Origin of the sequence: Aquirufa aurantiipilula, from assembly GCF_019923745.1 — a bacterium.
Lineage (GTDB): Bacteria > Bacteroidota > Bacteroidia > Cytophagales > Spirosomataceae > Aquirufa > Aquirufa aurantiipilula.
The window spans coordinates 1-303 of sequence record NZ_JAANOG010000051.1 but is presented as its reverse complement, the minus strand read 5'-3'; the positions used below and the strand labels follow the sequence as shown (position 1 = coordinate 303).

Below are 303 nucleotides of genomic sequence, written 5' to 3'. Positions count from 1 at the left end.
TGTTGTTAGCATCCGCCAATTGAGCGGTGATGGTTACTGTAGCCCCAGCCACAGGAGATGAAGATGAAGAGGTAACCAAATATTTACTAGCCGTACCAGCTACTGTCGTAATGGTAGACGAAGTACCAGTGATAGCTGAAGTAGTACCTGTAACTGTAGTTGAAGTTCCTGCTACAGTATGTGTGGTGAATACGACTGTTGCCACACCACTTGCATTGGTAGTCGAAGTAGCTGTAGCAAAACTACCATTAGCATCAGACTTAGTCCAAGTAACGGTTTGTCCAGAAGTACTTACTGGGTTGT

At 44.9% G+C, this 303-nt stretch carries 1 protein-coding gene; it reads right to left on the bottom strand.

What is annotated here, in order from left to right; genetic code table 11:
* Positions 1–303: hypothetical protein (locus G9H60_RS13755; RefSeq protein WP_223144523.1), on the bottom strand; the 303-nt coding region annotated here is incomplete at both ends.